Annotated in this window: 21 protein-coding genes and 1 pseudogene; 8 read left to right on the forward strand and 14 right to left on the reverse strand. The window is 72.7% G+C overall.

All coding sequences use genetic code 11. The annotated features are described in order from the left end of the window. Positions 1 to 25: 25 nt before the first annotated feature. Complete coding sequence (locus tag ACZ6RT_RS12460; protein WP_399187637.1) at positions 26 to 994, forward strand: helix-turn-helix transcriptional regulator; 969 nt, start codon at positions 26 to 28, stop codon at positions 992 to 994. 99 nt (positions 995 to 1093) lie between these two features. Here the strand turns inward: ACZ6RT_RS12460 and ACZ6RT_RS12465 are convergent, their stop codons facing one another. Continuing rightward, a complete protein-coding gene (locus ACZ6RT_RS12465) occupies positions 1094 to 2419 on the reverse strand; it encodes a carotenoid oxygenase family protein (protein WP_399187635.1) in 1326 nt (441 codons plus the stop codon). A gap of 87 nt (positions 2420 to 2506) precedes the next feature. Between ACZ6RT_RS12465 and ACZ6RT_RS12470 the strand changes: the two genes are divergently transcribed. Continuing rightward, entirely contained in the window at positions 2507 to 3049 is a 543-nt protein-coding gene (locus ACZ6RT_RS12470) for a PadR family transcriptional regulator (RefSeq protein WP_470153443.1), read from the forward strand. 107 nt (positions 3050 to 3156) lie between these two features. Here the strand turns inward: ACZ6RT_RS12470 and ACZ6RT_RS12475 are convergent, their stop codons facing one another. Together ACZ6RT_RS12475 and ACZ6RT_RS12480 are read right to left on the reverse strand one after the other, a co-directional pair. Continuing rightward, positions 3157 to 4050 (reverse strand): serine/threonine-protein kinase, encoded by an 894-nt coding sequence (locus ACZ6RT_RS12475; protein ID WP_399187631.1) that lies wholly within the window; start codon positions 4048 to 4050, stop codon positions 3157 to 3159. Between the two features lie 26 nt (positions 4051 to 4076). Continuing rightward, positions 4077 to 5996 (reverse strand): N-6 DNA methylase, encoded by a 1920-nt coding sequence (locus ACZ6RT_RS12480; protein ID WP_470153445.1) that lies wholly within the window; start codon positions 5994 to 5996, stop codon positions 4077 to 4079. An 84-nt stretch (positions 5997 to 6080) separates the two neighbouring features. Here ACZ6RT_RS12480 and ACZ6RT_RS12485 point away from each other — a divergent pair, with 84 nt between their 5' ends. Next, positions 6081 to 6884 (forward strand): PP2C family protein-serine/threonine phosphatase, encoded by an 804-nt coding sequence (locus tag ACZ6RT_RS12485; protein ID WP_399187627.1) that lies wholly within the window; start codon positions 6081 to 6083, stop codon positions 6882 to 6884. A gap of 165 nt (positions 6885 to 7049) precedes the next feature. Here the strand turns inward: ACZ6RT_RS12485 and ACZ6RT_RS12490 are convergent, their stop codons facing one another. From ACZ6RT_RS12490 to ACZ6RT_RS12510, 5 genes are all read right to left on the reverse strand, one after another. Then, a complete protein-coding gene (locus ACZ6RT_RS12490) occupies positions 7050 to 7880 on the reverse strand; it encodes a phosphoribosylaminoimidazolesuccinocarboxamide synthase (protein ID WP_470153447.1) in 831 nt (276 codons plus the stop codon). 189 nt (positions 7881 to 8069) lie between these two features. Further along, the gene (locus ACZ6RT_RS12495) at positions 8070 to 8750 is read right to left on the reverse strand and encodes a winged helix-turn-helix transcriptional regulator (protein WP_399187623.1); all 681 of its coding nucleotides are present in this window, start codon (positions 8748 to 8750) and stop codon (positions 8070 to 8072) included. A gap of 38 nt (positions 8751 to 8788) precedes the next feature. Then, entirely contained in the window at positions 8789 to 9121 is a 333-nt protein-coding gene (locus ACZ6RT_RS12500) for a hypothetical protein (RefSeq protein WP_470153449.1), read from the reverse strand. Between the two features lie 111 nt (positions 9122 to 9232). After that, on the reverse strand, positions 9233 to 9364 hold the full coding sequence (locus tag ACZ6RT_RS12505) for a hypothetical protein (RefSeq protein WP_470153451.1): 132 nt from the start codon (positions 9362 to 9364) through the stop codon (positions 9233 to 9235). Beyond that, the gene (locus tag ACZ6RT_RS12510; RefSeq protein WP_470153453.1) at positions 9361 to 9738 is read right to left on the reverse strand and encodes a VOC family protein; all 378 of its coding nucleotides are present in this window, start codon (positions 9736 to 9738) and stop codon (positions 9361 to 9363) included. The genes ACZ6RT_RS12505 and ACZ6RT_RS12510 overlap by 4 nt, the downstream gene beginning before the upstream one ends. Positions 9739 to 9940: 202 nt before the next feature. Here ACZ6RT_RS12510 and ACZ6RT_RS12515 point away from each other — a divergent pair, with 202 nt between their 5' ends. From ACZ6RT_RS12515 to ACZ6RT_RS12525, 3 genes and pseudogenes are all read left to right on the forward strand, one after another. Next, complete coding sequence (locus ACZ6RT_RS12515; RefSeq protein ID WP_399187615.1) at positions 9941 to 10438, forward strand: SRPBCC domain-containing protein; 498 nt, start codon at positions 9941 to 9943, stop codon at positions 10436 to 10438. 104 nt (positions 10439 to 10542) lie between these two features. After that, positions 10543 to 10989, forward strand: a pseudogene (locus ACZ6RT_RS12520) (MFS transporter); the annotation flags it as partial. Positions 10990 to 11329: 340 nt separating this feature from the next. Beyond that, positions 11330 to 11866, forward strand: a complete 537-nt coding sequence (locus ACZ6RT_RS12525; protein ID WP_470153454.1) for an MFS transporter — start codon at positions 11330 to 11332, stop codon at positions 11864 to 11866. Positions 11867 to 12026: 160 nt separating this feature from the next. On the opposite strand, the gene ACZ6RT_RS12530 is transcribed toward ACZ6RT_RS12525, so the two are convergent. From ACZ6RT_RS12530 to ACZ6RT_RS12545, 4 genes are all read right to left on the reverse strand, one after another. After that, positions 12027 to 12869 carry a nitroreductase/quinone reductase family protein gene (locus ACZ6RT_RS12530; protein ID WP_470153456.1) on the reverse strand — a complete coding sequence of 281 codons (843 nt, stop codon included), beginning with the start codon at positions 12867 to 12869 and terminating at the stop codon, positions 12027 to 12029. A gap of 486 nt (positions 12870 to 13355) precedes the next feature. Next, entirely contained in the window at positions 13356 to 18551 is a 5196-nt protein-coding gene (locus ACZ6RT_RS12535) for a DNA repair ATPase (protein WP_470153458.1), read from the reverse strand. Next, entirely contained in the window at positions 18548 to 20656 is a 2109-nt protein-coding gene (locus ACZ6RT_RS12540; protein ID WP_470153459.1) for a flotillin family protein, read from the reverse strand. Before ACZ6RT_RS12540 ends, ACZ6RT_RS12535 begins: the two co-directional genes overlap by 4 nt. A gap of 12 nt (positions 20657 to 20668) precedes the next feature. Next, complete coding sequence (locus ACZ6RT_RS12545; protein WP_470153461.1) at positions 20669 to 21307, reverse strand: hypothetical protein; 639 nt, start codon at positions 21305 to 21307, stop codon at positions 20669 to 20671. 269 nt (positions 21308 to 21576) lie between these two features. On the opposite strand from ACZ6RT_RS12545, the gene ACZ6RT_RS12550 reads away from it, so the two are divergent. Continuing rightward, positions 21577 to 22287, forward strand: a complete 711-nt coding sequence (locus ACZ6RT_RS12550; RefSeq protein WP_399187603.1) for a helix-turn-helix domain-containing protein — start codon at positions 21577 to 21579, stop codon at positions 22285 to 22287. On the opposite strand, the gene ACZ6RT_RS12555 is transcribed toward ACZ6RT_RS12550, so the two are convergent. After that, the gene (locus tag ACZ6RT_RS12555; protein WP_399187601.1) at positions 22269 to 22844 is read right to left on the reverse strand and encodes a dihydrofolate reductase family protein; all 576 of its coding nucleotides are present in this window, start codon (positions 22842 to 22844) and stop codon (positions 22269 to 22271) included. The two genes, ACZ6RT_RS12550 and ACZ6RT_RS12555, sit on opposite strands and share 19 nt — an antisense overlap. A gap of 489 nt (positions 22845 to 23333) precedes the next feature. Continuing rightward, positions 23334 to 24095 carry a PP2C family protein-serine/threonine phosphatase gene (locus ACZ6RT_RS12560; protein WP_399187599.1) on the reverse strand — a complete coding sequence of 254 codons (762 nt, stop codon included), beginning with the start codon at positions 24093 to 24095 and terminating at the stop codon, positions 23334 to 23336. Between the two features lie 250 nt (positions 24096 to 24345). On the opposite strand from ACZ6RT_RS12560, the gene ACZ6RT_RS12565 reads away from it, so the two are divergent. After that, the gene (locus ACZ6RT_RS12565; protein WP_470153463.1) at positions 24346 to 25929 is read left to right on the forward strand and encodes a peptide chain release factor 3; all 1584 of its coding nucleotides are present in this window, start codon (positions 24346 to 24348) and stop codon (positions 25927 to 25929) included. Positions 25930 to 25991 lie beyond the last annotated feature (62 nt).

Consider the following 25991-nt stretch of genomic DNA (forward strand, 5'->3'; position numbering starts at 1 on the left):
CCTAAGCGCGTGACATTCTGGCGGCATGGTGGAGACCTCCGCGCGGCTGCTCACGCTGCTGTCGCTCCTGCAGACCCGCCGGGACTGGTCCGGTGCCGAGCTGGCCGAGCGCCTGGGCGTCTCCGGGCGTACGGTCCGCAGGGACATGGAACGGCTGCGCGGGCTCGGCTACCCGGTGCACGCCGTCCAGGGCACCGCCGGGTACCGGCTGGGCGCGGGCGCGTCGCTGCCGCCGCTGCTGCTCGACGACGACGAGGCGATCGCCGTGGCGGTCGGCCTGCGCACGGCGGCGGGCGGGCCGGTCACCGGGATCGAGGAGACCTCCCTGCGGGCGCTCACCAAGCTCGAACAGGTGCTGCCCTCCCGGCTGCGCCACCGGGTGAACACGCTGCACACGGCGACCGTGCGGGTCGGTGCCGGCGGGCCCGCGGTGAGCCCGGACACGCTGATGGCGATCGCCGACGCCTGCCGCCGCCACGAGCGGCTGCGCTTCGACTACGCCGCCCCTCGCGGTGGTGACACGGTCAGGTCGGTCGAGCCGCACAGCCTGGTCAGCTTCGGCCGTCACTGGTACCTCGTCGCCTGGGACACCGGCCGTGAGGACTGGCGCACCTTCAGGGTGGACCGGCTGACCCCCCGCGCCCCGACCGGCCCGCGGTTCACGCCCCGGCCACCGCCCGACGGCGACGTCGCGGCCTACCTGGCGCGGCGGCTGTCGTCGCGGGCCTGGCCGGTGCAGGCGACGGTCGTCCTGCACGAGTCCGCGGAGACCGTGGCGGACCGGGTGTGGCCCGGCATGGGCGTCGTCGAGGCCGTCGACGACGACGGCTGCCTGCTGCACGTCGGCGCCGAGACCCCGTCCGCGCTGGTCTGGATGATCACTTCGGTGGACACCGCCTTCACCCTGGTCAGCGGGCCGCCGGAACTCGTCGAGGCGCTGCGCGCCCAGGCCGAGCGGTGCCTGCGCGCCCTGGGGGAGGGCCCGCGGGACTGACGCGTCCGGAGCCGAGAGGACCGAGGCCGAGGCTCGGGGGCGGCCGAGGCTCAGGGTTGTCGAGGCTCAGGGCGGTCGGAGCTCAGGGGTTGTCGGGGCTCAGGCGTCGGCGAACCAGCCGCCGTGGAAACCGGCGGGCACCCGGCGCGGCAGCCGTACGGTCGCGACCGGCTCCAGCGTGCCGGCGTCCAGCACCAGCAGCGCCGAGGCGTCGGCGGCGGTGACGATCGACATCAGCCAGCCGTCGTCCTCGGCGCGGGCGCCGTCGGCGGGCACGAACACCGCCTCGCCCGTCGTGCCCCCGGTCGGCCTGACGACGCTCGCGCCGGTCCGCGCGTCGTACTTGACGACGGCGTCGTCGGCCACGGTGTACAGGTAGCGGCTCGGCAGGCCGGTGCGCTCCTCGTTGAGCGTGGGGAACTCGACCGGACGGTCGTCGAGGGCCTCCTCCTTGGCGTGGCCGCCGTCCAGGTCGAGCGTCCAGCGGTGCAGGGTCGAGCCGATCTGCAGGGAGGAGGTCTCGGCGGGCCCGGGGACGCCGGTCGCGCTGCCGCCCATGCTGCCCCACGTCTGCCGGAAGCTCTCGGGCGAGTACCGGACCGCGTCGAGGACGACCCGGCCGGCGGCGTCCTCGTGGGCGTTGCCGACGTGGAAGACGTAGCACGGGTCCACGTCGAACCAGCGCACCCGCCCGTCGGCGCGGCCCATCACGCCCAGCCGGGCGCCGTAGCCGTCGTCCCACCGGTAGGGCAGGCCGCGGCGGGCCTTGGCCATCTCGATGTCGAAGATCACCGGCAGGTCGAGCCACACCACGTGGTCACGGGTGATCGCGAAGTCGTGCATCATGGTCGGCCCGGGGACCTCGACCCGGCGGCTCTCGACCAGCTCCCCGCCGGCCGACAGGCGATGGTAGGTGAGGTAGGGCGGGGCGAAGCCGTACCCGAAGAAGAGCAGCTCCCCGGTGTCCGGGTCCCGCTTGGGGTGGGCGGTCATGGCCGTGGTCAGCCGGCCGCCGAAGTCGCAGGCGCCGACCGTGTCCAGCTCGGGGGTGACCTCGTACGGCAGCCCGTTCTCGACCAGCGCGAGCGTGCGGCCGGAGTGCCGGATCACGCTGGTGTTCGCGGTGACGGCGGCCAGGTCGCGCTCGCCGCCGGGCCGCAGCGAGAGGGCGCCGTCGGTGAACCGGGTGGTCCGCGTCCACCGGTTCCGGTACCACTCGGCGCGGCCGTCGCGCAGGCGGACGCCGTGCAGCATGCCGTGCCCGGCGAACCAGTGGCCCGAGTCCTCGCCCGGGCGCGGGTTGGGGCCGTTGCGCACGTAGCGGCCGGTCAGCTCGGCGGGGAGGACGCCCTCGACCGGCAGATCCCGGGCGCCGATCTCGTCGGCGACCGGTGCGAGGTCGCCCCGCAGGTAGGACGGAACCATGATCTCCCCTTTGATGTTCCAGTAGTGACATGTCGAAAGTAGACCTTCCAGATATGACATGTCAACATAGGAAGATACAATGTGGTCATGAGCCTCCGACACGCGTTGCTGGGCCTGCTCTCCGAGGGACCCGCGAGCGGATACGACCTGATGAAACTCTTCGACCTCTCCCTGGCCAACGTCTGGCCCGCCACGCAGAGCCAGCTCTACGGCGAGCTGGGCCGTCTGGCCGGTGCCGGGTTGATCGAGGTCGTCGCCGAGGGGCCCCGGGGCCGCAAGGAGTACGCGCTGACCGAGGCCGGCCTGTCGGAGCTGCGTCACTGGCTGACCCGGGTCGAGCCCGAGCAGGTGCGCCGCAGCGACATGCTGCTGCGGGTCTTCTTCCTCGGCGTCGTCGAACCCGCCGACGCCCACGCCTACCTGGCCAGGCAGGGCGCCATCGCCGCCGAGGAGCACGGACGGCTCGAGCTGATCCGGCCCGCGACCGAGGGCGACGAGCCCCTGTCGGTCTACGGACGGCTCGCGCTGGAGTGGGGGCTGCGGTTCACCGCCCTGCAGCGGGACTGGGCCGAGTGGGCCGCCCGCGAGATCGAGGCCGTCACCTCCGGGGACGCGACGCCCGAACGGTAGGGGCCGGTCGCGGTGCCCTGAGCCTCAGGTCCGGCCGCCTTCCGCGATTCCGGGCCTCAGGTCCGTTCCCGGCCTCGCCCCGGCGGGTTCCCCGGTCCGGCCGGACCTCAGGCCAGGACGCGGCCCACCATCCGCGCGTACATCCGCCCCGGGCTCGGCACCGACGACGGGTGCAGGAAGCCCGGGAGCATCGGCAGGTCCACCGCGAACGGCTGCAGCCGCTCGTACAGCACGTCCGCGCCGGAGGGGCGGTCGTCCGGGTCCTTCTCCAGCAGCTCGGAGACGAGGCGGTCCAGCTCGGCCGGCACCCCCGGCACCCGCGGCGGGCGCTCCTTGACCTGGCGCTCGAACACGGCGTACTCGGTGGGGCCGGTGAACAGCTGCCGGCCGGTCAGCATCTCGTGGATCACGCAGCCGAGGGCGTACAGGTCGCTGCGGGGGCCGGACAGGCCGCGCTGGATCTGCTCGGGCGCCATGTAGGACGGGGTGCCGAGGATCTGGCCCACCCGGGTGAACTGGGCGGTGTCGGCCTCGCGCAGCACGGCCAGGCCGAAGTCGAGGACCTTCACGCTCCCGTCCGGGCAGAGCATCAGGTTGGTCGGCTTCAGGTCGCGGTGGTGGATGGAGAGCGCGTGGGCGGCCGTCAGCACCGCGCAGGCCTGCGCGGCGATCGCCGCCGCCCAGGGCACCGGGAGCGGGCCGTGCTCGCTGACCACGTCGGCCACGGTGACGCCCTCGATGAACTGCATGACCTGGAACAGTCGCTGGTCGAAGGTGCCGAAGTCGTACAGGACGGGTGCGCCGGGGTGTTCCAGCCTGGCCAGGATGCGGGCCTCGCGCAGGAAACGGCGGTTCAGCTCCTCGTCGGACCCGGCGAGGAACCTCAGGAACTTCACGGCCACCCTGCGGTCGAGGTGCCTGTCGTGGGCGCCGTAGACGGCCCCCATGCCTCCCTGGCCCAGCGGGAGGTCGTCGAGCACGTATCGGTCGCCGATGACCATCGACCCTCCCATCGACGTGCCGGGCGTCACGCCCCGTGGTCGCACGGCCGGAGATGACCGTCGACCAGTCCGTCAAAGCCTAGCCGGATCAGTGTCTCCCCCAGCGTCCTCGTCACCCGGAGTCGATCTTCCAGCTCGAACAGCTCGCGGAAGGCCGTGCCGTACAGCCGCTGGTCGGCCAGGGGCAGCATGGGCACCCGCGTCCGCCGCACGTCCAGGCGGCTGGAGCCGGCATGGACCCTGGTGCCGTCGGCCGAGCGCAGGAAACCGGCGAGGAACGCCGAGTCGAGCCGCTGCGGGTCGACCCGGTAGAGCGTGAGCTGCGGCCCGAGCGCCGCGCCGCTCTGCGTGATCACCCTGACCGCGCCCAGCACGCTGGTCACCACGTCCCCGGGCCTGATCATGACCAGCGCCGGGTCGAGGACGGTGCGGCCGGAGGGCGAGGCGCCGGCCGCGGTGTCGTCGGCGGTCAGCACCGGCAGCGGGCCCTCGTCGGCCGACATCCGGGGCGGCGCCTGCAGGATCGTGATCAGGCCCGCCTTGGCCAGCTCGCCGACGGTGGTGGTCGGCAGGTCCTGGCGCTCGGCGAGCGGCTCCAGGGCCGGGGTGGCGTCCGGCAGCGTGGCCGAGGTGGCCCTGAACCTGTCCAGCGCGTCGGTGAAGTCGCGCAGGAAGTCCGGGCCGACCTGCTGCGGGCGGTGCCTGGCCGGGGTCAGGTCCACCTCGTCGTCGAGCAGGTCGATGATCCGCACCGTGCGGCCGTGGCCGCGCGGTTCGGCGTCGGGGTTCTCCAGGTACGCCCGCCAGGCCGGCTCCACCACCGACAGGTCGTCGGCGGCGTCCACCACCAGCAGCCGGGACGGCGGCCGTCCCCCGTCCGGGCGGCGGAGCATCCACAGGTCGGGGCCGCCGGGCGCGAGCGTCACCACGGCGCGCAGCGCCCCGGACCGGAGCAGGTTGCCGCGGATCCGCTTGCCCGGACGGCGACCGGCCGCCGCGGCGGGCATCAGGATCGCCACCAGGCCGCCCGGCCGCACGTGGGCCAGGCAGTGCTGCACCCAGGCGAGCTCGGACTCCCCGCGCGGCGGCAGGCCGTACTCCCAGCGCGGGTCGCCGGCCAGCTCGTCGTGCCCCCAGACCCGCTCGTTGAACGGGGGGTCGCAGACCACGGCGTCGGCGGCCTCGCCGGCCAGGCCGTCCTCGCGCAGGGAGTCGCCGGCGACGACCCGCGCCGGGGCCCCGCGCAGCAGCAGCCGCACCGCCGCGATCAGCGCGCTCGTCTCGCCGATCTCCTGCCCGGCCAGGACGGTCCTGCGGCGCGCCACCGCGTTCGCGCCCAGCAGCAGGGTCCCGACGCCGCACGCCGGGTCGAGGACGACGCCCCCGCTCCCGGCCGCCAGCCGGACCATCAGCGCGGCCACGTCGTCCCGGGTGACCGAGAGCTGGCGGGAGTGGGCCTCGACGTAGCGCTCGCACAGGAACTCGAACGCCTCCAGCGGGCCGCGTTCGGAGGCGAGCTCGGCGACCAGCCGGACGAGGGCCAGGTCCTCCAGGCGGAGATCGGACGGGCCCGGAAGGTCCGTCGTGACCTCGGCCGCCCGGGTGAGAGACTTCACCCCATGATCACGCCAGTCGGCGGGCTCGCGGCTCAGGAACAGCAGGAAGGCGCCGACCCTGGCCACCAGCTCGCCCAGCTTGAGGTCGTCCACCGAGGTGCGCATCCGCTGCCAGACCAGGTCGCCGAGCGAGATCTCGAACGACTTGCCGTTCGCGCGCAGCCACCCGGTGACCTCGGGCAGTGAGAAGAGCGGGCTGGAGGCGGTGCCGCTCACCGGCCGGGGGAAGTCCTCGTGACGGCGGCGCCAGTTGCTCACCGCTGCCCTCCCGACCCCGGCGAGGCGGGCGATGTCGCCCGCGTTCACGGTGATCTCCTGGCTCTCCTCCATGGAGGGTCACAGTAGTTCACTGTGCCGCGACGGTCTACAAGGACTTTGCTTGTGAAGTGCTTCAACCAATGATTTACTGCCCTCATGGCACTGAACCAACCACTGGCACTGCGCTACGCGGCCCGCTCGGACGTGGGTGTCCGTCGCGAGGCGAACGAGGACTCGGGCTACGCGAGCGTGCGCCTGCTCGCCATAGCCGACGGCATGGGCGGCCACGCGGGTGGAGAGGTCGCCAGCTCCCTAGCGGTCACCGCCATGGCCGCGCTGGACGAGAGCCTGCCGGGGGAGGGCGTCGACCTGCTGGCCACGCTCAAGGGCGTCGCCAGGGACGTGAACCACACGCTGCGCGAGATGAGCGAGCAGGACCCCACGCTGCGCGGCATGGGCACCACCTTGACCGCCATGCTCTGGGACGGTGCCACCTTCGCCCTCGCGCACGTCGGGGACTCGCGGGCCTACATGCTGCGCGACGGTGCCCTCTACCAGATCACCCACGACCACACCCTGGTCCAGTCGCTGGTGGACGAGGGGCGCATCACCCCCGAGCAGGCGGCCGAGCACCCGCGCCGGTCGATGGTGCTGCGGGTGCTGGAGGGCACCGGCGACGGCGAGCTGGACCTGTCGCTGCGCGAGGCCTACCCCGAGGACCGCTACCTGCTCTGCTCCGACGGCCTGACCGCCGTGGTCGGCCCGGAGACGCTGTTCAACACGCTGACCGAGATCTCCGACCCGGACGAGGCCGTCGGCCGGCTGATCGACCTGGCCAACCGCGGCGGCGGCCCCGACAACATCACCTGCATCGTGGCCGACTTCGCGGCGCCCACCGGTTCCACCCCGGCCGTCCCGGCCATCGTGGGCGCCGCGGCCGAGAGGAGACTCGCCCGGTGAGCCCCGCCGGGTGAACCTCACCGGATGAGCCTCGCCGGATCCCGGCCCGCACCCTGACCGGGATCCGTCCGGACCCGTCCGGATCCGACGCGTCCGGGTGCCGGCGGGCGTGGCGGGTGCCGGCGGGCACCGGTGGGTGCCGGTGGGCTCACGCGCTTGCGGTGCTCACCAGGTCTCGCCGGTGATGCGCTCGTACGCCTCCACGTAGCGCGCCCGGGTGACCTCCACGACCTCCGCGGGCACCTCGGGCGCGGGCTCCCTGCGGTCCCAGCCGGTGCCGGTGGCCCAGTCGCGCACGTACTGCTTGTCGAAGGAGAACTGCGGGCGGCCGGGCTCCCACCGGTCGGCGGGCCAGAAGCGGGAGGAGTCGGAGGTCAGCACCTCGTCGCCGAGCGTCAGCGTGCCGTCGGCGGCCCGGCCCAGCTCGATCTTGGTGTCGGCGATGATCACACCCCGCCCTGCGGCCAGCTCCGACCCGCGCCGGTAGATCTCCAGCGTGATCCGCCGGAACTCCCCGGCGGCCTCCGCGCCCTCCAGGGCGACGACGTCCTCGTAGGAGATGGGCTCGTCGTGCTCTCCCAGCGGTGCCTTGGTGCTGGGGGTGAAGATCGGCTCGGGCAGCCTGGACCCGTCCACCAGGCCGGGCGGGAGCGGCACGCCGGAGACCGTCCCGCTCGCCAGGTACTCCTTCAGGCCGCCACCGGTCAGGTAGCCGCGCGCGACGCACTCGACCCGCGCCATCTCCAGCCTCCGGCACCGCACCGCGCGCCCCTCGAACTCCGCCGGTACGTCGGTCGCCGAGATCACGTGGTTGGGCACGATGTCGGCGAGCCGCTCGAACCACCACAGCGACAGCCGGGTGAGGATCTTCCCCTTGTCCGGGATGGGGGTGGGCAGGATCACGTCGTACACCGACACCCGGTCGGACGCCACGAGGACGATGTCCCCGCGGTCCTCGTAGACGTCGCGGACCTTCCCGGAATGAAGAAGCTTCACTGCGTTCCCTGCTCTCGCACGGCCCGGCGGCCCCGCGGGCCACCGGTCATCGACCGACATCCGCCCACCGTATTGGACGCGCCCCGCGGGCCGTGCCGGGTGGTCCGCCCTGCCGGTGGGGGACGCCGGGCCGGTCCGGTCCGCCGTGCGAGGGCCACCCGGCCGCGCGGGGGCCGGGGAGACCGGGGGTCAGGCCGTCGGGGGGATCAGGCCCAGCAGGCGGCAGCAGCGCAGCACCGCGCCGGAGTCCCCGTCGAGGCGGAGCCTGCCCAGCACGACGGCCTCCAGCGGATCGAGCCGGCCCGCCCCGATCTCCACGAAGGTGACCGCGTCGGTGACGGCGAGCAGGTCGGGGGAGACGGCGCGGCCGGGGACGATCCGGGCCGTTCCCTCCTTGACCTCCAGGTGGAAGACCTCCTCGCGCCCGTCCTTGCCCGCGATCTGGAACTGGTAGCACTCGTCGGGGCCGTCCGCGGGAGGCGTGCGCATCATGGCCTCCACCGCGACCAGCGACCACTCCGGGCGCACCTCGTCGTGCGGGTCCGGCTCGGCCAGCAGCGGCATGCCCCACCGGGCCAGGCCCAGCACCACGGGACGGAGCGACTGGCCGGTCTCGGTCAGCCGGTAGCGGCGGGCCCGGCCGTCCGGGTCGGAGGTGAGCTGCTCCACCACCCCGGCCTCGCCCAGCAGCCTCAGCCGCACGGCCAGCAGGTTCGTGCCGATGCCGGGCAGGTTGGCCAGCAGCTCGTTGTAGCGGCGGGGCGCGACCAGCAGCTCCCGGACGATGAGCAGGGTCCACCGCTCACCGATCACGTCAAGGGCCGCGGCCAGGCCGCAGTACTGCCCGTAGTGTCTGCGCCCTTCCTTCATGAGGTGACTTTACTCGCATTAGGTATAGCGATGAACGCTCAGCGCCGGGTGAACAGCGCCTGGATCAGATAGGGCATCGCGAGCTCCTGGAAGTCGAGCTCCGGGTGGTGGTCGTTGATGGCGCCCTCGAAGACGAGGATGCCTAGCAGCGGGAAGATGAACAGCGGGTCGGCGTGCAGCCCGTGCCGGCGCTGCAGCTCGAACAGGTCCGCGGCGAAACGCAGCAGGTCGAAGTCGGCGGCACGGGCCCCGGTGACCGAGTCCACCAGGGCGACCATCTCGGCGGTGAACGCGGCGGCGTCCATGCCTGCCGGGTACCGGGCGGTGGAGAGCACGATCTCGGCGCAGCGCCGCCCGTTGCCGGTGCCCATCCGGAAGAACTCGGTGAAGGCCCGGCGCGCCGCCTCGGGCAGCCGGGTGGCGACCGCGCGGGCGGTCGCGGCCGGCAGGGCGCGACGCCGCCCGGTCAGCGTCGCGACGGCTCACAGGCCGGCGACGCGGGCGGCCACGCCGATCACCGTGCGGGTCACCGTGAGGACGCGCCCGGGGGCCGCGCCCAGGCCCGTGCCGGTACGCGGGGGCGCGCCGGCACGGCTCGCGGCGACGCTGGTCACTCGCTGAACCGGATCAGCTCGATGACGTTGCCGCTCGGGTCGGCGACACCGAAGTAGGGGCCGACGGGACTGTCCTGCAGGGACTCGTGGAGCAGCTCGGCGCCGGACTCGCGGAGCCGGGCGAACTCGGCCGCGACGTCGGCGACGGCCAGGTTGATCATGATGCACGCGCCGGACGGGTAGTCGGCCTTGGCGGGGCGCTCGGCGAGCTGCAGCAGCGGCCGGGGGCCGTCGTTGACCAGCTCCACGAAGTAGGGCGCCCCGGCGTCGGAGCGGACGGCGAACCCCAGGGCGTCGGTGTAGAAGGCCACCGCCTGGTCCATGTCGTGCACGTTGACGCTGATCACCGCGATGCGCGCCGCGTTCTCGGCCATGGGCACGAGTTCCGCCAGCTGCGCGGCTGAGGACTCGGCCAGCCCAGGCGGGCCCGCGACCGGCGACGGTCGCGGGCCCGTCCCGGGCTCCGGTACGGAGATCTCAAGCGGCGGGCGCGGCCCCGCCGGTTCCACCCCGTCCCACCCCGGTGCCCGCGGCGGCGTGACGTCACGGCACCCTCCCCCCCGAGAGGAACCTTCCTTGACGTCCCTGAGTTTCCGGCCGGGCAGCAAGCAGGACCCGAGTTACGCGCACGAGGACGGCACCCACTCGCTGCTCGTCACCGACATCATCCAGCGCGGCACGGCCAGCCAGATCTACCGGGCCCTCACCGACCCCACCTCCCTGGCCGCCTGGACCGGTGAGCCCGCCGGCGAGACCTCCGAGGGGGTGCGCTGGAGCATCGCGGAGTTCGGGCTGGCGGCGACCACCGCGGAGCTGGTCCTGGGCGAGCGGGTCGCGGTCACCATGGAGTGCGAGGGCTGGCCCACCCGCAGCAGCGTCGCCGAGATCAGGCTCTGGCCGACCCCCAGGGCGACCATGGTCGTGGTCACCCACCGCGGCCTGTCCGAAGCCGACCTGGAGCACGCCCGGCAGATGTGGGCGCCCCGTGTCCTGGACCGGATGCGCTGGTACATCTGCGCCGTCGGCCCGCAGAGCAGCCCGGTCGGCGTCGTCGACCGGGGTGAGAGGGGATGAGCCGGGTCGAGGCGCGGCTCGCCCCGCCTCCCGCGCCGGTGACGGCGTACGCGGTCTCGCTGCGCGGTGCCTTCACGGTCGCCTTCCTGCTGCGTGCCTCGCAGATGGGGACCATCGCCATCATCGTCCCCTACCTGCTGGACCGCGGGGTCGAGCTGGCGATGCTCGGCACCGTCATGGTCTGCTCGGCGTTCGGCGCCGCCGCGTCCAACCTGATCACCGGACGGCTGGTGGACCGCTTCGGGGCCTGGCGGGCCCTGGTCGGCGGCTGCGCGGTGGCGTTCCTCGGCGCGCCGGCCTTCATCATGATCTCCTTCCTCCCGGCGATGGCCGCCGCCTACCTGTTCACCACGGGCGGCATGGCGGCGGCCGGGAACGCGTTGCGCACCACGATCGGCCTGGGCACCCCCGCGGACGAGCACGAGCGGACCTTCGGCCGGTTCAACAGCGTGGGGACGGCCGGGGCGCTGGTCGGGCCGATCCTGGTCGGCCTGGTCGTGATCGACGGCACCGCCGCCGCCCCCTGGTTCGCGGTGGTGGCCCTGGGCAGCGCCGGGGTCGTCAGCCTGCTGAGCCGCAGGCCGGCCCTGCCCGTCGAGCTGCGCAAGGACGGCGCCAAGGCCGCCGAGAGCACAGAGAGCACAGAGAGCACAGAGAGCACAGAGAGCACAGAGAGCACAGAGAGCACAGAGAGCACAGAGAGCACAGAGAGCACAGAGAGCACCGGGACCACCGAGAGCACCGAGGACGCCGGGTCCACCGGGGATGCCGGACCCACCGGGGGCACCGGGGGCACCGGGGGCACCGCGAAGGCGGACGGGGCCGCCCCGGCCGGGCAGGCGACGGCGGAGAACCCCTCGCTGCTGGACGTGCTGCGCTCCATCGGCCCGGTTGGTCGCCCTGGTCTCGGCCACCGCCACCATGTACGGCGTCTACGCCGTGCTGTGGGGTCCCTACCTGCGCGAGCTGGGCGCGGCCGACCCGATCATCCCCTGGTCGTTCACCGCGACGATGCTGCCGGTGGTGCTGCTGTCGCCGCACGCCTCCAAGGTGCTGCCCGACACCCCGCGCCGGCTGGTGGTGGGCGTCGTCACCGGCCTGCTGGGCGTGCTGGCCTTCGCGTACGCGCTGACGATCAGCATCTGGATGGCCATCGTGATCTCGGTGGTCGAGGGCGTGCTGATGGCCGTCTCGGTCCCCCTCACCTACGCGCTGATCACCAAGCTGGCGCCGCCGGCGGCACTCGGCCGCTCCTTCGGCGTGGCCAGCGCCTCGGACTCGATCTCCTCGGGCATCGGTACCTCGATCGCGGGGGTGCTGATCGCCGCGGGCGGCGTGGCGTTCGTCTTCCAGCTGGCCGGTGCCTACTGCGTGCTCGGCACCGCCCTGGCGATGTTCTGGTGGTGGCGCAAGAGCGTCCGGCGCTGAACCTCCCCGGGTACGGCGGCCCGTGACCCGGGCCGCCGTACCGGAGGGGCGTCGTGTCTTGAAAGACCAGTGTCCTGGGACAACCGTGTCCCGGAAGAACCTGTGCTCCGGAAGGCCCGCGCCCCGGAAGACCTGGTGCCCCGGGGCGAGGCCGCGCCGATCAGGAGGCCGGCGCGTCCAGGATCGGGATCAGCTGCTCCTCCTCGTAGGTCAGGTGGGCCTCCAGCTCGCCGGTGAGCCGCTCGACCTCGGTGAGCACCGGCAGCGGGTCGGTGCGGTCGGCGGAGACGACCTCGCGCAGGTCGCCGAGAAGGACCGCGATCCTGTCGTGCTCCTCGCGGAGCCGCTCCAGGACCGGCTCCAGGTCGGGACGGTCGCGCCCCAGCATCGGGAACATCATCATGTCCTCGCCGGTGTGGTGGTTGTGCAGCCCCTGGCAGAGCGTCAGGCAGTTCACCCGGAGCTGGGCGCCCAGGCCCGGACCCGACCGCGAGACCTCCTCGCGGATCAGGGACAGCTCCCGCCGGAACGCGTCGTGGACCAGCTTCAGGTGCGCGCCCCAGGACGTGACGTTCGGCGCCGGAGGCCCGTCCCCGGCGTGTTCGAGGGCGACCACCGGGATGACGCGGTCGGTCTTGGCCTGGTACTCCGCCCACCCGGGGTCGGCCTCGGCCGCGCGGGCGAAGACCCGGTCGCGTTCGGCGCCCTCCAGCACGACGGCCCGCGCCTCGTAGGTGAAGGCGCCGGTCTCGATCGTGACCCGGGGGTCGGCCACCAGGTTGTGGAACCACGCCGGGTGTCTCGGCGCGCCCGCGGCCGACGCGATCACCAGGACCCGGCCACCGCCGTCGGGAAGGTAGCCGAGCGGGGTCGTGTGCGGGGTGCCGGACCGCGCGCCGACCGTGGTCAGCAGCAGCAGCCGGGCCCCCTCGAAGAAACCGCCGACCCGGCCCGCGTTGGCCCGGAACTCCTCGATGACCTGCCGGTTGAAATCATTGGGCATTCTCTGTACGCACTCCTGTGTCGATGGCCCGCGAACCGTTCGCGGGCATGGCGGATGACCGCACGGCGGGAAATGCGAAATCACCGTCGGGTGATGCCGTCCGCGATGCGGGTGACAATGGGAAAGGGCATGCCGGATATCCGGCGGGGGCGGATGACCCGCCCGCGGGACCGGTTCGTCAAAGGCACGCTGAAGCGACGGTGACCTGCACCGTCGTACTCATGAGAACGTCGCGCGGAATGCGCGGGAAAAGAAAAGGCGGGCCCCTGGCCCGCCCGGCGATCACGCCGTGGCCGGGCTACTCACTCGCTCTTGGCACAAGGCCGACCCGGCAGTCATGAATTCAATGTAGTGCCTGACGGCCGGACGGGGCAACACGGGTTTTTCGTAGGACGCCTTTCACCGGCGCGTTCTCCCGGAGGCCCTTTCCGCGCACCCGCGGACGGACGGGTGGGCGGGCGGCCGGACGCCGCCCGCCCACCGGGGTCACGGCTCGGCGGACAGCCGGTCGGCGGCGTGCTCGATGGCGGTGCTCACCCGGTCGGCCAGCAGGCCGACCGCGCCCACCGCGCGGGTCACCGGGTCGTCCCCGGCGCCGCCGAGGGCCTGCGAGCGCACGTGGGCCGCCTTCACCTCCGCCCACCGGGCGGCCTGCTCCGGCGTCATGGTGCCGCGCAGCTCGGCCAGCTTGAGCAGGTTGGACTCCGCCCCCGAGGTGAGCGTCTGCGCCTCGCCGGCGTAGTGGTCGTCGATCACCGCCTCCAGCTCGGCGTCGTTCATCACCGGCACGACCCGCGCCGCGAGCCGGTTCATGTTCCGGTACGAGCCCTGGAGCCGGAACGGCGGCTCGGTCCGCGAGGCGTCCGACCGCGCGGCCGAGGCGATGTACTCCCGGTTGCACGCCAGCACCGTCCGCTGGATCCGCAGCAGCTTGCGCAGCACCGCCAGGATCTGCTCCAGCTCCGTCGGGGAGTACGGATGGGAGAGCCGGTCGGCGCGGACCCCCTCCTCGCCCCGCGCCAGCCGCACCAGCAGGCGGACGTCGTCCCGGTCCCGGGTGGAGAGCGGGGCCAGCACCGGGTTGGAGGTCAGCGCGTTGTCGATGTAGCTCAGCGCGAACAGCTCCTCCCGGCCGGAGAGCACGTCGCCCAGGTTCCACACGTCGGCGCGGTTGGCCAGCATGTCCGGGATGCGGAACCGCCCGCCCGACTCGGTGTACGGGTTGCCCGCCATGCAGACCGCGAAACGCTTGCCCCGCAGGTCGTAGGTGCGGGCACGGCCCTCCCGGACGCCCTCCATCCGGCGCTGGCCGTCGCAGAGCGAGATGAACCTCTGCAGCAGCTCGGGGGAGGTGTGCTGGACGTCGTCCAGGTACAGCAGGACGTTGTTGCCCATCTCCAGCGCGAAGGAGATCTTCTCGACCTCCTGCCGGGCCGTGGCGTCGGGCGCCCGCGCCGGGTCCAGCGAGGTGACCAGGTGACCCAGGGCCGGCCCGTCGACCTTCACGAAGATCATCCCGAGCCGGTCGGCCACGTACTCCATCAGCGTGGTCTTGCCGTAGCCGGGCGGGGAGACGAGCAGCAGCATGCCCATCTGGTCGGTCCGCTCGGCGTCACCGGCCGCGCCGAGCTGCTTGGCCAGGTTGTCGCCGATCAGCGGCAGGTAGACCTCGTCGAGCAGCCGGTTGCGGACGAAGGTGCTCATCACCTTCGGCCGGAACTCCTCCAGCCGCAGCCGCTCGCGCTCGGCCGCGACCAGCTCGTTGCGCCGCCGCTGGTAGGCGCGGTACGCCGGGACCCGGTGCTCGCGGAAGCGCCGGGTCCTGGTCAGGAACTCGTCCAGGCGCAGCTCCATCCGGCGCGCGGAGATCCGGGGATGGGTGCCTAGCAGGTCCTCGACCGTGACGGCCGTCGCCGAGCGCGAGTCGTACCGCGGCAGCTCGCACAGCAGCACGGCCACCGCCTCGGCCCGCTCCGGCGACCCGTCCCGGCCCGGCCGTCCCGCCCCGGCCTCCTCGGCGGAGCCGGTCCCGGAGCCCGCCGCCACGACGCCCGCGCCCGGATCCGCGCCCGGGTCCGTCGCGGGGCCCGTCACGGTCTCCCGGGCGGAGACGTCGAAGGCGAACAGCCACGCCTCGGCCAGGCGGAGGCGACCGGCCAGGTCGTCGCCGAGCGCCCGCAGGTCGTCCTCGAACTCCGCGCGGGCGGGTCCCAGCGCCCGTTCGAACCGCTCCAGCAGCGACCGGGCCCCGGCGCTCGTCACGAACCCGTCCGGCCCGCCCGCGAGCTCCTCGAAGAGGTACTCCCCGGCGTCGCCCATGACGTCGGTGTGGTCCGTGTCGTCCCCGGTGTTCCCGGTGTGCCCGCCGTCCCCGGCGCGCACGGTCTTCAGGAAGGACCCGATCGCGCGGGCCAGGGCCTCCCGGGTCTCCCGCACCGCCTCCACGCGGCCGAACAGGGACCGTGCGCGGGCCAGCGACCTCACCCGGGTCGTCCAGGCCGCGCGGGCGCCGGTGTCGGCGCCGAACGCCCAGAACAGCTGGGCCGCGGCCCTGGCCGCCGGCGGGTGGCGCAGCAGGCCCGCGTCCGCGCGCAGCCGGAGCAGGGCCCGCAGGACGAGGGTGGCGTCGTGGTCGTGGACGCCGCGCTCGTACCCCTCGTCGTAGCGGCTCTCCGCCACCCGGCGGACGATCTCCAGCAGCTCGCCGCCGTCGGACGCCGCCGCCTCCTCCAGCGCCTCCACCGGGATCGGGGTCCCGCCCGCGCGCAGGACGCCGTCCTCGGCCGCGGCCAGGACCGAGGCGGCCAGGTGCTCGCACCGGTAGACCTCCGGCGACTCCGAGACGACCGGCTGCTCCCAGAACGGCCGGGTCCCGGCGAAGGCCGCGTCCCGTACCGGGGAGCGGTAGTCGGTCCCGGTGACGGCGAACGCCAGGCCGCCCTCGTGGGGGACCAGGGTCAGGTCGGCCGGCCGGGTGTTGACCGCGAACAGGTGCCGGCCGAGCCGGATGGTCTCGCCGCCGTCGGCGTAGAGGTCCATCCGGTCGCGCAGGGCCCGGCCCGCCTCCTGGCGGGCCGACGTGATCCGTCCTTCCAGCTCCTCCGCGCGGACCTGGTCGCCCAGCGCGCGCAGCTCCCCGGCCACGGCCCTGAGCTTGAGCACCATCGGGTCGGACCCGAAGTAGGTGTTGACCTCGTCCAGGGACGCCAGGGCGGCCACCCGGCGCCGTACCCCGGCCAGGATCCGGGTCGCGGAGTCGGCCAGCCGGTCGGCCCGGCGGGCCCGTTCGTCGAGCAGCGCCTGGCGGCGTGAGGAGAACGCCTCGTAGACGTCCTCCCGCCTGGCCGCCAGCCGCTCCAGGAAGTCGTCGAACTCGGCGAAGCGCGACTCCAGGTTCTCCAGCTGGAGCATCAGCCGGCCCAGTTGCTCGTCGCAGCGCTCGGGGGTGTCGGACATCGCCAGCGCACCGGTGACCGCCTGCCCCAGCAGGGCGTACTCGGCGGCGAACGCGGCCCGCCCCTCACCGGCCAGCAGCTCCGTACGGCGGGCCTGGAGCGTGGCGCGGGCGCGGTTGACGCCGCCGAGCACCTCGCCGACCCGTTCCAGGATGGCGGTGCGCACGGTGGCGTCGGTGATGTCGAGCGTGCCGACCACCTCGACCAGGACCTCCAGGCCGCGCGCCTGCCGGTCCAGCCGCTCGGCGACCGGCCCGGCCTCGGCCACGGTGGCGATCGCGCCCGCGTCCGCGACCAGCCGCCCGACCTCGGCGTGGTAGCCGGCGAAGGCGTCCTGCTCGCCGAGGAAGCCCGCGGCGCCCCGCGCGGTGGCGTCCAGCTCGGCGGACAGCTCCGCCCCCAGCGCGTCGATCCCGCCGGTGTCGACGTACCGCATCTCGCGCAGGGTCACCAGGTGCCCCTGGGCGCGGCGCAGCTCCGACAGCCGGTCCACCCATCCCTGGGCGGACCGGGGCGCGTCGACGCGTGCCCGCCGTACCAGCGCGGTGACGTCGGCGCCTGCGGCCTCCAGCGCCTCGGCCGCCTGCCGGGTGAGCTCCTGGACCGCCTCGAACTCGTCCAGCACCTGCTCGGCGGTGGCCCGCACGTCGGCGAGCGGGCCGTGCAGACGGTGCTCGCCCACCCAGTGGTAGCGGTCGAAGACCCGGGCGCAGGCGGCGATCAGCGCCTCGAAGACCGGCACCGACGGCGACATCTCCTCGGTCATGCGGGCCACCGACAGGCAGTCGGAGATGCCCCGCACCAGCTCGGCGTTGCCGATCCGCTCCAGCGGCCCGGTGCCCGCGGGCCGCCCGGCGGCGTACAGGTCGGACTGGTAGGCCGTCTGCCAGACCTGCATGGGGTGGACGCGGGTGGGCTCGTCGGAGACCGCCGTGAGGACCACCAGCGTGCCGTCGTCGAACAGCGAGTACCCGTGACAGGACAGCGGCGTCGCCACCTGCTTGCGGATCACGTTGTACGGCAGCAGCAGCGACCGCCCCTGTGCTCCGGCGTGGAAGACGTAGAGCACGTCCTCGCCGTTGGGGGAGCGGACGACCCGCTCGAACTCCAGGCCGGACACGTCGGTGTCGAAGGTCTTGCCGGCCCCGGTGGACAGGTGGTAGCCGCCGGGGAAGATGATCCCCTGGTCCTCGGGCAGGCGCAGGCACGCCTGCCCGATGCCGTCGAGGCGGACCACGCCCTTGGTGCGGGTGTTGAAGACCAGGTGCCGCCACTCGGTCTCCTTGTACGGGCGCACCCTCAGCAGGATCAGCGGGCCGACCCTGGCATGCTGGACCTCCGCGTCGGCCAGGCTCTGCAGCGGCTCGTCGACGGGCTCCCGGTAGATCCCCTCGCCGGTCTCGGTGTTGTTCTCGATCTTGACGGTGAGGTCGCCGCCGACCGTCTCGACGAACACCTCGCCCTCGATCGAGATGTGCGGGTGGCGTCCCATGACGTGGTCGTCGCGGGTGGCCGGGATCCACTCGAAGTCGTGCGAGGGCGGGAACGTGTGGTCGCGCTCGCCGCGGTCGTCGATGTAGGTGAGCGTGCCGTCGGTCTCGACCTGCCAGCGCAGCACGCGGGTGTCCTGCGGGCCGGTCCGGAAGACGGCCAGCAGCCTGCCCTCGACGCGGCGCAGCCGGAGCAGCCGGGTCTCCCGGTAGTACCGGTGGAGCTCGGCGAAGTCGTGCTCGAAGCGGGGGTCGCGGAACATCGGCGCGGGGTCGAAGCGGAACGGCCTGCCCGCCTCGCCCGCGCCGTCCGCGGCCCCGTTCCCTGCGGCCCCGTTCCCGGTGGCCTCGTTGCCCGCGGCCCCGTTCCCCGCGCCGCCGGGGGCACCGGCGGGGCCGGTGTCCCGTACGAACCGGTGCACGGAGAAGACGTCCTCGACGGTCGTCTCCGGCTTCAACCCGATGAACACGTTGTAGCCGAAGAGCATGAGCCCGCCGATCGACACGATGTCGCGCGGCACGCAGTTGTTCTCGGTGCGGATCCGCTCGGTGCCCAGCAGGCGCATCTCGGTCCCGCCGAACACCGCCAGGCGTTCGGCGTTGAGCGCGTCGGCCCGCCGGGCCAGCTCGGCGGCCTGTTCGGCCAGCCGGGCGCGGAGCACCTCGTAGGTGCCCGCGTCCAGCCCCGCCCCCTCGCCGGGGGCCCCGATGACGGCTTCGGCCGTGGAGGACGTCACCGCCGGGCGGAGTCGAGCGTGCCGGCCGGGATCTCGGTGGCGCCGGACGCCTGCGCCTCGGCCAGCAGGACACGCAGCCTGTCGGCGTCGGGCCCGCCCTCCTTGACCAGCTTCATCAGCAGCGCCGAGAGGGAGAGGTCGCGCACGCCCGCGGTGTCGATCGAGCCCAGCATCCCGGCCAGGTCGGCGGGAAGGCTCGCCGAACCGTCCAGGTACGGCCCGGCCAGCGTCCTGGCGACGTCGGAGTGCTCCATGAAGCCGTCCACCGCCTTGCCCATGGTGATCGAGCCCATCAGCCGGTCGAAGAACACGCTGTCGCCGCCGACGATGTCGATGTTGGCCTTGGACAGGCCGGCCGACAGGACCGAGGCCTGCGCCTCGGCGATCCTGCGCTGCACCTCCACCCCGGCGAGCCGGATCTCCTTCTCCGCCTCCAGCCGCAGGCGGTACTCCTCGTGGGCGCGGGTCGCGTCGTCGAGCGCGGCCATCGCCGCGGCCTTCTCGGTCAGGCCCTCGGCCTCGGCCTTGAGCTTCTCGCCGATCGCGGTGGCCGCGGCCAGCGCCTTGGCCTGCTCACCCTCGGCCTCGGCCTTGAGCCTCTCGCGCACCGAGGTGGCCACGGCGAGCGCCTTGGCCTGGTCGCCCTCGGCGACCGCCAGCGCCCGCTCCCGTTCGACGGTGGCCTCGGCGCGGCCGACCTTCTCGATCGCCGCGGCGTCCCGCTCGCGCACCTGCACCTCGGCCAGACCGGCCGCCGCGACCTCGGCCTGCACGCCCTCGGCCAGGCGGATCTTGGCGCGGGCGTCGAGCTCGGCGGCCTGCTGCCGGGACTCGGCCAGCACCAGCGCCTCGCGGGCCCGGTGCCTGGACGCGGCCTCGGAGGCCTCGGCCGCCTTGATGTCCTTGACCAGGTTCTCCTGCGCCTCGGCCTCGGCCTGGATGATCACGGCCTGGCGGGTCCGCTCGGCCTCCTCGACCACCCGCAGGCGCTTGATGCTCTCCTCCTGCTCCGCGACCGTCCTCTCGACGACGATCCGCTCGCGGACGACCTCGGCGATGGAGCGCTTCTCGCCCTCCACCTCCTTGTCCTTGGAGATGCGCGACAGCTCGGTCTCGCGCTCGCGGGCGATGACCTCCAGCAGGCGGTCCTTCTCGATGCGCTCGGTCTCGATGGCGAGGACCCGCTCGCGGTTCTTCGCCGCGACCGCGATCTCACGGGCCTGGTTCTCCTGCTGGACGCCGAGCTGCTCGTCGGTACGCAGCCCGGCGGCGTGCGCCTTGAGCCGCTCCTCGGCCTGCACCTTGGCGGTCTCGGCCTCCTCGCGGGCGCGCATGGTCGCGACCTCGCGCTTCTGCTTGGTCTCCGCGTCGGCCTGGCGGCGCTCCAGCTCCAGGATGGCCTCCCGCGCGTCCACGTTCTGGCGGGTGATCTCCTTCTCCTCGCGGCGCTGGAACTCGTTGGTGCGCACGTGCTCGATCGCGGTCAGCTCGGTGATCTTCCTGATGCCCTGCGCGTCGAGGATGTTGTTCCTGTCCATGGAGAGCAGCGAGGTCTGCTCCAGGTAGTCGATGGCCGCGTCCTCGAGGCTGTAGCCGTTGAGGTCGGTGCCGATGACCTGGATGATCTGGTCGCGGAAGTGGTCGCGCTGGGTGTAGAGGTCGACGAAGTCGAGCTGCTTGCCGACCGTCTTGAGCGCCTCGGAGAACTTGGCGTTGAACAGCTCCTGCAGCGTCTCCTGGTGGCTGGCGCGGGCGGTCCCGATCGCCTGGGCGACCTTCACCACGTCCTCGACGGTCTTGTTGACGCGGACGAAGAAGGTGATGCGGATGTCGGCGCGGATGTTGTCGCGGCAGATCAGGCCCTCCCGGCCGGTCCGCGCGATCTCGATGGTCTTCACCGAGATGTCCATCAGCTCCGCCTTGTGGAAGACGGGCAGCACGACGGCGCCGGTGAAGGTGACGTCCACCTTGTTGATCTTGGAGACGATCAGTGCCTTGCCCTGTTCCACCTTGTTGAACAGGCGGCTGACCAGGAAGAGCAGGCCGATGACGAGCAGGAGGACGACGGCGAGCAGGATGCCGAGTCCGGTGGAGATGACGTCCATGTGGTCCCTCGGTTAAATCGGACGATCGGGGTCGAGTTCCGCGTCGTACGGCATCACCCAGAAGAATTCGCCGGGAAGGTCATAGGCGAATATCAGGGCGGTGCTGCCGGCTGCGAAATCCTCGTCGCCGGTCTGTCGTACCTGTACGAGAGCGGAGGAGCCGTCCGCGGAGGTGACCTCGGCCTGACCGAAGTCGCGGCCGACCCGCCTGGTGCGGATGACGCATGTGCGGCCCACGAAGTCGGCGCGGGAGGGGACGCGCTCCTTCGGGACGAGACGCCGCATCGAGAGGACGACGATGCGCGTGCACGCCCAGGCGCAGAGCAGTGCCCCGAGGAGCACCGCGACCAGGGCGGGGGTGCCGGTGACCAGGGTGCCGCCCACCAGGCAGGCGAACCAGGCGACGGCGACCAGCAGCGAGACGGCCACCGCGGCCGGGACCCCGCCGAGTCCCAGGCCGCCCAGGAGGCCGGTGGCGTTCGCGGCGCCGGGGCCTCCAGAGCCGTCAGGGCCGTCAGAGCCGTCGAGGGGACCGTCGTCGAACCCGAACACCCCGGCCACGACGAGCACCCAGTAAAGGACGATCACCAGGAGCAGGAACGTGAAAAGAACGGTCGGGAAAGAGAGCGCGGCGTCGAAGAACGGCCCCATCGGCGTGTCGGATCCCCCTGCTGGCGTACCGGATCGCGCTCCCCCGAGCGCGCGCTCATCACTATGTAGAGATAAAGACTGAATAAAAGGAAAAGTTCCCTGAAGCGGGAAATATTCGTATACGTGATCGGCGCGGGGAGCCCGGTGGTCTCAGGGGTCCCGGCAGAACGATCCGGGCGTCCTCCGTCCCGCGCAGGGGCGCGGGCGTCCGCCCTGAGGCATGGTGGACCGGCTCGGACGGCGCGACGAACCGCGCCTATCCTTCTCCCATGGCACTGCTGTTCGAGAATCGCGCGTCCGACTCACCCTGGGTCGACACCGTGTGGACCTGCACGAGCGACCGGGTCGCGGAGATGACCTCGGTGGCGGCGGTGTGCTGGGGCCTGGTGTTCTGGGAACTCGACGGCACGGCGTACGCGAACGTCTCCGGTCCCGAGACCGGGACCGGCACCGCGCAGGTGCCGGAGGGCGCGACCTTCGTCGGCATCGAGTTCGCGGTGGGCACCTCGCTCCGGACCGTGCCCACACCGGCCCTGGTCGACCGTGGCGTCGCGCTCCCCGACGTCACGCACCGGACCTTCCGGCTGGACGGTCTCCGCTGGGGGACGCCCGGTCCCGACGACGTCGAGGCCCTGGTCGACCGCCTGGTGCGCGCCGGAACCGTGGTCCGCGACCCGCTGGTCGCCGAGGTCCGCCGAGGCCACCGTCCGGTGGCCTCGGAACGCACCGTCGAACGCCGGTTCCGCGCCGCGACCGGCCTCACCCAGGGCGCCGTGCGGCAGATCGAACGCGTCCGCGGCGCCTCGGCGCTGCTGGCCGCCGGCACTCCGGTCGCCGACGTCGTCTCCGAGCTCGGCTACTTCGACGAGCCGCACCTGGCCCGTGCGCTGCGCCGGTACGTCGGGCGTACGGCACTGCAACTCCGCGAGGGCACCGGCGGCGCGATCGCCCTGGACCTGGGTCAGCCGACGACGTCGTAGATCATCTTGACGACGCCGTTCGGGTAGGACTCCGACGTCCGCAGGCGCAGTGTCTTCTTGTCCTGGTCCGCCCTGCTGAACAGGCTCTTGCCGGCTCCGAGCAGCACCGGGAAGACGAGCAGGTTGTACCGGTCGATCAGGCCCGCGTCCGACAGGCGCCGGGCGAGCTCCGCGCTCCCGTGGATGAAGATCGCGCCACCCTCGCTCTTCTTGAGCTCGGCGACGTCCTCGGTCGAGCGCAGGATCGTCGTCGCCCCCCAGCCCTCGACGAGGGCGTCATCGGGCAGCGTGGACGAGACCACGTACTTGGGCAGTTCCTTGTAGGCGGCGTGGTCCTCCGAGTCACGCCAGAACGGTGCGAACGCCTCGTAGCTGCGGCGGCCGAACATCAGCGCCGTCGTGTCCTCGAGCTCCTCGCCCTTGAGCGAGAACGCCTCGGGCAGGAACTCGATGTCGTTGACCACCCAGCCACCGCTGCGGTGCCCCTCGCTCGGCCCGCCCGGGGAGTCCACGACGCCGTCGAGCGAAACGAACGCGGTATAGACCAGATCACGCATATGACGTTCTCCTCAGTGCCCGGCGACGAGGCCGCCGGGTGGATCGACCAGCAGATGAGCGCGGGCACGCCGACGCGGCGAAGTGCCCACACCCATGCTAGGAAACACCGCCGTGGCCGTCTTGTACGGAACCGGCGGCCCGAGGAGGTGGCGGCGACGCACGACCGGGCGGTGGCCGGTGCGGACCGGCGCCGGCGCCGCCCGCCCCGCGCGGCGGAGCGGGCGGGGCGTCCCGGTCCCGCGGCCTCAGGCGGGACGGGTGATCATGTAGGCGAGGCCGACGAGGATCACGACGGGAATGAGCCAGACCACGGCCTCGATGGCGAATTCCTTGTACACGGGAGCATCCCTCCGCAACGGCGATCGGCAGGAGTACGGATCTCCGACGATAACCGCCGCAGCCGTCCCCGGCCAGGACCCGGCGGCCGTGCGCCCGGGCGGCCCGTCGTTCTCCGTGCGGATCACCGGTTCCCGGTCCGGGGTGCCGTCCTACGCGGGGTCGGCGGAACCGACCACCACCGGCTCGTCGGAGAGCTCCCCCTCGACCACGTCGGCGACCACGCAGGTGATGTTGTCGGGTCCCCCCGCCTCGCGGGCGAGCTCGATCAGCTGCCGGGTCACCTCCTTCAGGTCGTCGACCTCGGCGAGCACCTGGCGCAGCCGCTCGGCCTCGACCACCCCGGACAGCCCGTCGGAGCAGAGCAGGTAACGGTCCCCGAGTTCGGCGTCCCGCAGGGAGAGGTCGAGTTCGAGGTTCTCGCCGCCGTCGAGGACCTGCAGCAGGATCGACCGGTGCGGGTGGCGGGCGGCCTCCTCGGCGGTGATCCTGCCGTCGTCCATCAGCGTCTGGACCAGGGTGTGGTCATAGGTGATCTGGTACAGGTCGCCGTTGCGCAACAGGTAGGCGCGGGAGTCGCCGATGTGGGCGAGGGCGACGCGCGACCCGTTCCAGAGCATGAGGGTCAGGGTGGTGCCCATGCCGCTGAGCGTCGGGTCCTCCTCGACCAGCTCGCGCAGGCGCTGGTTGGCCCTGCGGACCCCGGCCTCGGCCGCGGCGGCGAGGTCGCCGGGGCACTCCTGGTCCAGGGACGCGACGGTGGCGATCGCCGCGGAGCTGGCGACCTCGCCGCCCACGTGGCCGCCCATCCCGTCGGCGACGGCGAGGAGCCGCGCGCCGGCGTAGGCGGCGTCCTCGTTGCCTTGCCGGACCCGGCCCACATCGGAGCCTGCCGTATAGCGCAGCGTGATCATATGCACACCACTGGATCGTCGAGTTGCACGAGCTAAGCCGCTTTCGGACAGTTGGGATGGGCACGGGCGAACCGAGATGTTCCACGATCCACTGAACACCATGGTGGCGCAAGCGGCCTGGGGAAGTGTTGCCACATCTGTTGACGGCCGTGGCGGCGCGTAAGCTGTTTCAGAACCACTCTCCTGGGCCCCTTCGGTGCGGTTGCACCGTGCCCGGAGTTCCGCGCCTTACGCACCGAGGAGACCAGGAATGGCCGCGATCATTCAGGAGGCGGCACGGCGCCGCACGTTCGCGGTGATCAGCCACCCCGACGCGGGTAAGTCGACCATGACCGAGGCGCTGGCCCTGCACGCCTCGGCGATCAGCCAGGCCGGCGCGGTGCACGGCAAGTCCGGGCGGCGCGGGGTGACCTCCGACTGGATGGAGATGGAGAAGGCCAGGGGCATCTCCATCACCTCGGCCGCGCTCCGCTTCGAGTACCGCGGGCACATGTTCAACCTGGTCGACACCCCCGGTCACGCCGACTTCTCCGAGGACACCTACCGGGTGCTGGCCGCCGTCGACTGCGCGGTCATGCTGCTGGACGCGGCCAAGGGCATGGAGCCGCAGACGCTCAAGCTGTTCGAGGTCTGCCGGCACCGCCGCATCCCGGTGATCACGTTCGTCAACAAGTGGGACCGGCCCGGACGCGAGGCCCTGGAGCTGCTGGACGAGATCGAGGAGCGGACCGGTCTGAAGCCCACGCCGATCACCTGGCCGATCGGCACCGGAGGGTTCTTCCACGGGGTGGCCGACCGGACCGCCGACCGGATCGTCCGCTACACCCGGACCCCCGGTGGCGCCACCAAGGCCATCGAGACCGACCTGACCGCGGAGCGGGCCCTGGCCGAGCTGGGCGAGGACTGGGAGCGGGCCAAGGACGAGATCGACCTGCTCTCCGCGATCGGCGCCGACCACGACCAGAAGGCCTTCGAGGCGCACGAGGCCACCCCGGTGCTGTTCGGTGCCGCGCTGTCCAACTTCGGCGTCGGCCGCCTGCTGGACGCCATGGTCGACATCGCCCCCGCGCCCACGCCCCGCCCGGACGTGCGCGAGGACCCGCGCCCGCTGGAGGAGCCGTTCTCCGGGCTGGTCTTCAAGGTGCAGGCCAACATGGACCCCTCGCACCGCGACCGGATCGCCTTCGTCCGGGTCTGCTCGGGCAGGTTCGAGCGCGGCATGGTGCTCGTCCACGCGGCCACCGCCCGCCCGTTCGCCACCAAGTACGCCCAGTCGGTCTTCGGCCAGGAGCGCGCCACGATCGACGAGGCCTACCCCGGGGACGTGGTCGGGCTGGTGAACGCCAGCGCGCTGCGTCCGGGTGACACGCTCTACGACGGCCCGCCCGTGGAGTTCCCGCGGATCCCGAGCTTCGCCCCCGAGCACTTCTCCACCGCCCGGGTGCGCGACTCCAGCCGGTCCAAGCAGTTCCGCAAGGGCATCGAGCAGCTCGACGCCGAGGGCGTGGTGCAGGTGCTCCGCTCCGACGTCCGGGGCGACCAGTCGCCGGTGCTCGCCGCGGTGGGCCCGATGCAGTTCGACGTGGTCAAGCACCGGATGGCCGCCGAGTTCAACACCGAGATCCTGATGGACCGGCTCGACTTCAGCATCGCCAGGCTCACCGACGCCGAGTCGGCGCCGATCCTGGCCCGCCAGCGCGGGGTGGAGGTCTTCACCCGCTCGCTGGACGGGGTCCTGCTGGCGCTGTTCACCGACGAGTGGCGGATGCGGGGCGTGATGCGCGACCACCCCGACCTGGTGCTGAACGCCCTGCTCGCCGACACGCGCGGCTGAGCGGAAGCCGACACGGGCGGCTGAGCGGACCCCGCGGGCGTGACCCAGGGGGCACCCGCGGC

The sequence above is a fragment of the Streptosporangium sp. NPDC050148 genome (assembly GCF_055586505.1).